Below are 7,856 nucleotides of genomic sequence, written 5' to 3' on the forward strand. Positions count from 1 at the left end.
ATGGACATCAAGGAATTTGCCCGCGAGCTTTCCGATGCCACGCGCGAGATGACGCCCGAGCAGCGCGACGCCGTGCGCAGCATGTTCGAGCGCGTCTACGACCAGCTCGACCGTCCGCTGTCCTGCGGTCCCAGCGCCGCCGGTAGTACCACCGAGGTCCCCGACGGCCCCACCCCGCGCCAGGTGCGCCTGAAGGAGAACTTCCTGAAGCAGGTCCCCACCATCACCACCTACCGCGCCCGCGCCGTCACGGAGTACACCAAGAAGTACCCCGGCATGCCCAGGGTGCTGCTGCGCGCCAAGTGCTTCCGCCACTGCTGCGAGACCGCCCCGCTCGTCATCCAGGACGACGAGCTCATCGTGGGCAACCCCTGCGGTGCCCCGCGCGCCGGCGCCTTCTCGCCCGACATCGCCTGGCGCTGGCTGCGCGATGAGATCGACACCATCGGCGACCGACCGCAGGACCCCTTCTTCATCTCGGAAGAGGACAAGAAGTACATGCGCGAGGAGCTCTTCCCGTTCTGGGAGGGTAAGTCGCTCGACGAGCACTGCGAGGACCAGTACCGCGAAGCCGGCGTCTGGGAGCTCTCCGGCGAGTCCTTCGTGTCGGACTGCTCGTACCATCAGATCAACGGCGGCGGCGACTCCAACCCCGGCTACGACGTCATCCTCATGAAGAAGGGCATGGCCGACATCCAGGCCGAGGCCCGCGAGCACCTGGCGGCCCTCGACTACGAGAACCCCGACGACCTCGACAAGATCTACTTCTACAAGGCGGTCGTCGAGACCACCGAGGGCGTCATGATCTACGCGCGCCGTCTGTCCGACTACGCCCGCACGAAGGCCGCCGCCGAGACCGATCCCTGCCGCCGCGCCGAGCTCGAGCAGATTGCCGAGAACCTCGCGAACGTGCCCGCCCACAAGCCGCGCACCTTCTGGGAGGCCATCCAGTCCGTATGGGTCATCGAGAGCCTGCTGCCGGTCGAGGAGAACCAGACCGGCATGTCCATCGGCCGCGTCGACCAGTACATGTACCCCTTCTTCAAGGCCGACATCGAGGCCGGTCGCCTCACCCCGTACCAGGCCTTCGACCTGGCGGGCTGCATGCTCATCAAGATGAGCGAGATGATGTGGGTCACCTCCGAGGGCTCCTCCAAGTTCTTCGCCGGCTACCAGCCCTTCGTCAACATGACCCTGGGCGGCGTGACCCGCGAGGGCAAAGACGCCACCAACGAGCTCACCTACCTGCTCATGGACGCCGTGCGCCACGTGAAGGTCTACCAGCCCTCCGTCGCCTGCCGCATCCACAACAAGAGCCCTGAGAAGTACCTGCGCAAGATCGTCGACGTCGTGCGCTCGGGCATGGGCTTCCCCGCCTGCCACTTCGACGATGCCCACATCAAGATGATGCTCGCCAAGGGCGTCTCGGTCGAGGACGCGCGCGACTACTGCATGATGGGCTGCGTCGAGCCGCAGAAGTCCGGCCGCCTGTACCAGTGGACCTCCACGTCCTACACCCAGTGGCCGATCGCCATCGAGCTCGTGCTCAACCACGGCGTGCCGCTGTGGTACGGCAAGCAGGTGACGCCCGACATGGGCCCCGTCTCGCAGTACAAGACCTTCGAGGAGTTCGACCGCGCGGTCAAGGAGACCATCTACTACATCACCAAGTGGACGAGCGTGGCCACCGTCATCTCGCAGCGCGTGCACCGCGAGATGGCGCCCAAGCCGCTCATGTCCATCATGTTCGAGGGCTGCATGGAGCACGGGCGTGACGTCTCCGCCGGCGGCGCCATGTACAACTTCGGCCCCGGCGTGGTGTGGAGCGGCCTTGCGACCTATGCCGATTCGATGGCTGCCATCAAGAAGCTCGTCTTCGATGAGCACAAGTACACCCTGGAGGAGCTCAATGAGGGCCTCAAGGCCGATTTCGTCGGCTACGAGCAGATGCGCCAGGACTGCCTGGCTGCGCCCAAGTACGGCAACGACGACGACTACGCCGACGACCTCTGCGCGGACATCGTCTATTACACCGAGCACATCCACAGCCAGTTCAAGACGCTCTACTCGCGCCTGTCCCACGGCACGCTGTCCATCTCGAACAACACGCCGTTCGGCCAGATGACCGGCGCCTCCGCCAACGGCCGCCGCGCGTGGACCCCGCTGTCCGACGGCATCAGCCCTACCCAGGGCGCCGACCACAAGGGCCCGACCGCCATCATCAAGTCGGTCTCCAAGATGGCCAACGACAGCATGAACATCGGCATGGTGCACAACTTCAAGCTCATGGCCGGCCTGCTCGACACCCCCGAGGGCGAGAACGGCCTGGTCACCCTGCTGCGCACCGCGTGCATGTTCGGCAACGGCGAGATGCAGTTCAACTACCTGGACAACCAGACCCTGATCGACGCCCAGGCCCACCCCGAGGAGCACCGCGACCTCGTTGTCCGCGTCGCCGGCTACAGCGCCTTCTTCGTCGAGCTGTGCAAGGACGTTCAAGACGAGATTATTAGCCGCACCATGCTGACTAAGTTCTAGCGGACCCGACTGGCCGGACCGAGGCACCCCGCTTTGCCGCTCAAGCCTTCGGGGGCCGCACGCTAGGCGTGCGCCCTTGGCTTTCGCGGCAATCTCGGGCACCTCGGCCGGCCGTAGATCCGGGTTGATGGGCGACGGGCGGCAGCCCCTTCGGGGCAGGCCGTCGGGCGGGTTGATTCGGGTTTCTGGTGGCAGCCCCTTTGGGGCGGGCCGCCGGATGGGTTGACCTGGGTATTGCGGCAGACCTTCGGGATCTGCCATGTGCGACTGGTTTGGAATGTGTGAGAGGAGGATGACCGTGGGCGGTATGCAGGAAGCGCCGGCGCGCAGCGTGCGCACGTTCAACGTGCAGAAGTACAACATGTACGACGGGCCGGGCGTGCGCTCCATGGCCTTCTTCAAAGGTTGCCCGCTGCGCTGCAAATGGTGCTCCAATCCCGAGAGCCAGCATCGCGGGTTCGAGATCATGCTCAAGCGCGATGCGTGCGTGAGCTGCGGCGCCTGCGCGGCGGCGTGCCCGGTGGGGGTGCACCGCATGGTCGACGGCGCGCACGTGGTCGACCGCGGCGTGTCGTGCATCGGCTGCGGCGCCTGCGAGAAGGCGTGCCTCTACGGCGCGGTGCAGGTGATGGGCGAGGACCGCTCCATCGACGAGCTCGTGGCCTTCTTCGACGAGGATGCCGACTTCTACCGCATGTCGGGCGGCGGCATCACCCTGTCGGGCGGCGAGGCGCTGTCTCAGCCGCAGGGCGCCAAGAGCCTGCTGGCCGCCAGCCGCGAGCGCGGCTACCACACGGCGGTCGAGACCTGCGGCTATCTCCCCACCGAGACGCTGCTGGGCATCGCGCCCTATGTCGATCTGTTCCTGTACGACATCAAGCTCATGGACCCGGTGCGCCACAAGTATTGGTCCGGCGTGAACAACGAGCTGATCCTCGAGAACGTGCGCACCCTGCTCGAGCAGGGCTACAACGTGCGCGTGCGCATGCCGCTGCTGCGCGGGGTCAACGACTCCGAGGCCGACATCAAGGCCGTCATCGAGTTCTTCAGCCCCTACCGCTACCAGAAGAACTTCGACGGCGTCGACCTTCTGCCCTACCACAAGCTGGGTGTTGGCAAGTACGCGCAACTCGACCTCGCCTACGAGATCGAGGACGACCCGTCGCTTTCCGATGCCGACCTCGATCGCGTGGCCGGCTGGATCAAGGGCGCGGACTTCGCCGTCAACCTCGTGAGGCACTAGGGGGGACACATGGGAGCCAACGACCATCTCACCCGCATCGTCCAGGAGTCGGTGCCGGGCAAGCAGGTGACGATCGCGCACGTGATCGCCTCTCCGGGGCCGGACATCCACGAGCGCATCGGGGTGCCGACGGGCGACTCGATCGGCATCCTCACCCTCACCCCGGCCGAGACCGCCATCATCGCGGCCGACGTGGCCTCGAAGGCGGCGCCGGTGTCCATCGGCTTTCTCGACCGGTTCACCGGCTCGGTGGTGGTGCTGGGCGACGTCCAGAGCGTCGAGGAGTCCATCCGCGAAGTGGTGCGCATGCTCCACGACGACCTGGGCTTCTGCACGGTGGGGGTGACCAAGTCGTGATGGAGCGGCGCGTGATGGTGGTGGGGCTCGACGGCGCGGGCAAATCGACCGTGGCCGACCTCATCGAAGGGGAGCCCTCCGACCATCGCCACCGCGAGGACCTGTACTACCGCAGCCGCGTCCTCGAGGTGCCCGGGCGCTACATCGAGAACCACTGGATGCACAACACGATCCTCATGTTGGCGCAGAACCAGGCGGCAGCAGCGCTGTTCTTGATAGACGGCGACACGCTCGAGAGTTTCTACTCGAGCGGGTACGCCCGGGCGTTCACCATCCCCTGCCTGGGCGTGCTCACCAAGTGCGCGCACCTTACGCCCGAGGAGCGCGCGCGGGGGATGGAGCGGCTCGTCGACGCGGGGTGCTCCGAGTCCCTGGCCGTCTCGACCGAGACCGGGCAGGGGGTTCGCGAGCTTCTCGCCTGGATCGACGGGCACGCGATGACCCGTATGGATGCGAGCGGACACCGAAAGGAGGAACCATGCGCTATGTGACCGAGGACGATTTGCGCGCCGCCTACGCGGCGGAGCCGTTTGCGCGCTACGCGCTGCCAGCCGACGCGAAGCTCACGCCGAGCGCGCGGCAGTTCCTCGTCGACTTCCGCATCGACGTGATCGGGGACGGTGCTGCGGTCGCTCCGCACGCCGCTGCGAAAGATGCGCCCGGAGACGCCGATACCGCTGTGCCGGCCGCTGCCGCGCCGGTCTCCCGCGGGGCGCTGCTCGACGACGTGCGCCTGCTCGGCGCCAAGCTCCGCCTGCTGGCGCATCGCGCCCTCGGCGTGGACGCGGCGCTCGCGCGCGCCTGCGATGAGCTGGGGCATGCCTGGCTGCACGGCCTTATGGTCGCGGACGCCGAGGTTCCTCGCGCAGACGGCGCCGCCGGGGCGAAAGGGCCCTGCGCCCCCTTGGAGCCCGCGCTTCTCGCCCCCGTGCACCCGCTGTACTTCGAGGCCGCCGTGATCGATGCCGAGCTCGCGCGCGCCATGCGTTTCTGGGATGCCGCCTGCGCGGATCTCGATCAGGAGGGCAGGAATGCGGTTCGCGCCTGGCTGGGCGCCGCCGGGGGCCTGCGCGCGACCATCGCCGCCTGCGCGGCACGAGCCGAGAAGGAGGCGTACCGTGGTTGATTTTTCTGAGAGCGACCGCAAGCTCGAGCAGCTGATCGCCAGCGAGGGGCATGCTCCCCGGCAGGTCGAGGGCGCCGAGCTGTACTGCGGCCTCGACGTGGGCACGGCGTTCATCGTGCTTGCCGTCGTGGATGCGGCCGGCGAGCCGGTCGCCTGCGCCTACCGTTTCGCCGACGTCGTGCGCGACGGCATGGTGGTCGACTACATCGGCGCCTGCGACATCGCCCGCGAGCTCAAGGCCGAGCTCGAGGGGCAGCTGGGCGTCGAGCTCGTCCGCTGCGCGGCGGCCATCCCGCCGGGCACCGAGAACCTGGACGGCGGCGTGGTGCGCAACGTGGCCGAGTCCGCCGGCTTCGAGGTCTCGGCCATGCTGGACGAACCGACCGCGGCCAACCTCCTCATCGGCCTTTCGGACGGTGCGGTGGTGGATATCGGCGGCGGCACCACGGGCGTGTCGATCGTCCAGGGCGGGCGAGTGCTCGAGAGCGTGGACGAGTCCACGGGCGGAACGCATCTCACCCTGGTGCTCGCCGGTGCCAAGGGCATGGCGTTCGCCGAGGCCGAGGCCTACAAGCGCGAGCCCTCCCACCATGCCGAGGTGCTGCCCATCGTGCGCCCCACGGTGGACAAGGTCGCCACGATCGTCGCGCGGGCCATCGCGCCCTACGACGTGGACGAGGTGGTCCTCGTGGGCGGCACCGCCGAGCTGACTGGCATCGAGCAGCGCGTCGAGAAGCAGCTGGGCATCGCCACGCGCAAGCCGGCGCACCCCATGTTCGTGACGCCTTTGGGCATCGCGCTCGGATGCCTGGCTGCCGAGCGGGGTGGGCGCTGATGGACATCCGTCTGATCAAGGCCCCGTCCCCCGGCGTGATGCGGATCATCCGCGCCCGCAGCGGCGTGCGCTGGGGAGAGGATTTCTGCCCGGCCGCGGTCGGGCTCGTGCAGGGCAAGCTCATCGAGATGCTCGTGGCGAGCGACATCGCCGAGAAGACCGCCGGCGTCACCGTGAGCGACATCCGCGGCGCCTGCCCCCAGCACATGGTCTGCCTGGCGGTGGCGGGTGACACGGCGGAGGTCATGGAATGCCTGGCGCGGATCGAACGGGGAGGGGGTGAGGCCCGTGGTGGTGTGTAAGCTCGTCGGCTCGCTCTGGGCGACGCGCAAGTACGAGGAGCTCAACGGCATGAAGCTCATGCGCGTCGAGATCATCGAGGGCGCGGATGCCGGGCGGCGCATCGTCTGCGTGGACACCGTGAGCGCCGGCGTCGACGACCGCGTGCTCGTGGCCGAGGGGACGGCCGCCTACCTGTTCATGAAGGAGAAGTTCGACGTCAACGCCCCGGTTGACGCGGCGATCGTAGGAATTATCGACGAAGACGTGAGTCTATAAGAAAGGAGGAGCAGATGAAGCGACTGATCAGCGCGGCCGACGTGCAGGCGGCGGCCAAGCGCGGGGAGCGCCTTGTCGTGGACGACAACACCATCGTGACCGCTCAGGCGGCAGATGAGGCCCGCGAGCTGGGCGTCGAGCTGGTGCGCGGCGACGCCTCCGCGGCTGTTGCGACGCCGGCGCCCGCACCTGCGGCGGCGCCCGCGCCGGTGGAGCCCGCAGCCGCGTCTGCCGCCGAACCTGCCGCCGAGCCCGCGACGGGCAGCGGCACCTGTCCGGTGCTCACCTATGCGCGCGAGCACGAGCCCGTGCTCTCTGCCGAGGAGATGGAGCGGGTCATCGGCGACGCCATCGACAAGGGGGTCTGGACCGAAGGGCAGCTCGCCGAGCTGTTCGGCAGCGCGCTTGGCGGCGCGTCGGCGCGCACATGCGCCCCGCTCACCGTGCCGGTCGGCGTCTCGGGCCGCCACATCCATCTGTCCCAGGCCGATCTGGACGCCCTGTTCGGCGCCGGCCACGAGCTCACGTGCGCCAAGGAGCTCTCGCAGCCCGGCCAGTTCGCCGCCAAGGAGACGGTGACCCTGGCCGGTCCCAAGGGCGTCATCGAGCGCGTGCGCGTGCTCGGGCCCGTTCGTCCCGAGACCCAGGTCGAGATTCTCTCCGGCGACACCTTCAAGCTGGGCGTGAAGGCCCCGGTGCGCCTGTCCGGCGACCTCGCCGGCACCCCGGGCGTGACCGTGATCGGCCCGGCCGGCTCGGTGGCGCTCACCCACGGCGTCATGGTGGCCGCCCGCCACATCCATATGTCCTGCTCCGAGGCGGCCGAGCGCGGCCTGCACGACGGGCAGACCGTATCCATCGTCGTCGCGGGGGAGCGCGGCGGGCGCTTGGACAACGTGATCGTCCGCGCCAACGACGCGAGCGCCCTCGATTTCCATATCGACACCGAGGAGGCCAACGCACTCGGCCTCAAGAACGGATCTGTCGCCGAGATCGTCAAGTAATAGGCACCCGTGCCCCGAGGTAGGGGCGCGCCTGAACCAAGAAGGAGACTGCAATGGCAAACATGACCCAGGCCCTCGGCATGATTGAGACGAAGGGGCTCGTCGGCGCCGTGGAGGCGGCCGACGCCATGGTGAAGGCGGCCAACGTGTCGCTGATCGGCAAGGAGCAGGTCGGCGGCGGCCTCGTCACCGTGT

10 protein-coding genes are annotated in these 7,856 nt (G+C 68.2%); all 10 read left to right on the forward strand.

Going from position 1 to position 7,856, the window contains the following annotated elements:
• Positions 1-2,538, forward strand: a complete 2,538-nt coding sequence (cutC, locus tag B5F74_RS04420) for a choline trimethylamine-lyase (RefSeq protein ID WP_204212442.1) — start codon at positions 1-3, stop codon at positions 2,536-2,538.
• Positions 2,539-2,845: 307 nt separating this feature from the next.
• Positions 2,846-3,781, forward strand: coding sequence for a choline TMA-lyase-activating enzyme (cutD, locus tag B5F74_RS04425; protein ID WP_087200394.1), 936 nt, complete (start codon positions 2,846-2,848; stop codon positions 3,779-3,781).
• Positions 3,782-3,790: 9 nt separating this feature from the next.
• Positions 3,791-4,138: a BMC domain-containing protein gene (locus B5F74_RS04430; RefSeq protein WP_087200340.1), complete on the forward strand. Its 348-nt coding sequence runs from the start codon at positions 3,791-3,793 to the stop codon at positions 4,136-4,138.
• Complete coding sequence (locus B5F74_RS04435) at positions 4,138-4,629, forward strand: EutP/PduV family microcompartment system protein (RefSeq protein WP_239283353.1); 492 nt, start codon at positions 4,138-4,140, stop codon at positions 4,627-4,629. The genes B5F74_RS04430 and B5F74_RS04435 overlap by 1 nt, the downstream gene beginning before the upstream one ends.
• A complete protein-coding gene (locus B5F74_RS04440) occupies positions 4,617-5,264 on the forward strand; it encodes a hypothetical protein (RefSeq protein ID WP_087200343.1) in 648 nt (215 codons plus the stop codon). The genes B5F74_RS04435 and B5F74_RS04440 overlap by 13 nt, the downstream gene beginning before the upstream one ends.
• On the forward strand, positions 5,257-6,099 hold the full coding sequence (eutJ, locus tag B5F74_RS04445) for an ethanolamine utilization protein EutJ (protein WP_204212443.1): 843 nt from the start codon (positions 5,257-5,259) through the stop codon (positions 6,097-6,099). The genes B5F74_RS04440 and eutJ overlap by 8 nt, the downstream gene beginning before the upstream one ends.
• Positions 6,099-6,401: a BMC domain-containing protein gene (locus B5F74_RS04450; protein ID WP_087200347.1), complete on the forward strand. Its 303-nt coding sequence runs from the start codon at positions 6,099-6,101 to the stop codon at positions 6,399-6,401. Before eutJ ends, B5F74_RS04450 begins: the two co-directional genes overlap by 1 nt.
• Positions 6,388-6,657: a EutN/CcmL family microcompartment protein gene (locus tag B5F74_RS04455; protein WP_087200349.1), complete on the forward strand. Its 270-nt coding sequence runs from the start codon at positions 6,388-6,390 to the stop codon at positions 6,655-6,657. Before B5F74_RS04450 ends, B5F74_RS04455 begins: the two co-directional genes overlap by 14 nt.
• 14 nt (positions 6,658-6,671) lie before the next feature.
• Complete coding sequence (pduL, locus tag B5F74_RS04460) at positions 6,672-7,661, forward strand: phosphate propanoyltransferase (RefSeq protein ID WP_087200350.1); 990 nt, start codon at positions 6,672-6,674, stop codon at positions 7,659-7,661.
• A gap of 53 nt (positions 7,662-7,714) precedes the next feature.
• Positions 7,715-7,856: BMC domain-containing protein (locus tag B5F74_RS04465; protein ID WP_204212453.1), on the forward strand; the 142-nt coding region annotated here is incomplete at its 3' end.

This window comes from Collinsella sp. An271 (assembly GCF_002159695.1).
In the GTDB taxonomy this organism is placed as follows: Bacteria; Actinomycetota; Coriobacteriia; order Coriobacteriales; family Coriobacteriaceae; genus Collinsella; species Collinsella ihumii.

What these genes read in the sequence shown, in the direction of transcription:
- cutC (WP_204212442.1), top strand. Translation starts at nt 1, where the DNA reads ATGGACATCAAGGAATTTGCCCGCGAGCTTTCCGATGCCACGCGCGAG.
- cutD (WP_087200394.1), top strand. Translation starts at nt 2,846, where the DNA reads ATGCAGGAAGCGCCGGCGCGCAGCGTGCGCACGTTCAACGTGCAGAAG.
- B5F74_RS04430 (WP_087200340.1), top strand. Translation starts at nt 3,791, where the DNA reads ATGGGAGCCAACGACCATCTCACCCGCATCGTCCAGGAGTCGGTGCCG.
- B5F74_RS04435 (WP_239283353.1), top strand. Translation starts at nt 4,138, where the DNA reads ATGGAGCGGCGCGTGATGGTGGTGGGGCTCGACGGCGCGGGCAAATCG.
- B5F74_RS04440 (WP_087200343.1), top strand. Translation starts at nt 4,617, where the DNA reads ATGCGCTATGTGACCGAGGACGATTTGCGCGCCGCCTACGCGGCGGAG.
- B5F74_RS04450 (WP_087200347.1), top strand. Translation starts at nt 6,099, where the DNA reads ATGGACATCCGTCTGATCAAGGCCCCGTCCCCCGGCGTGATGCGGATC.
- pduL (WP_087200350.1), top strand. Translation starts at nt 6,672, where the DNA reads ATGAAGCGACTGATCAGCGCGGCCGACGTGCAGGCGGCGGCCAAGCGC.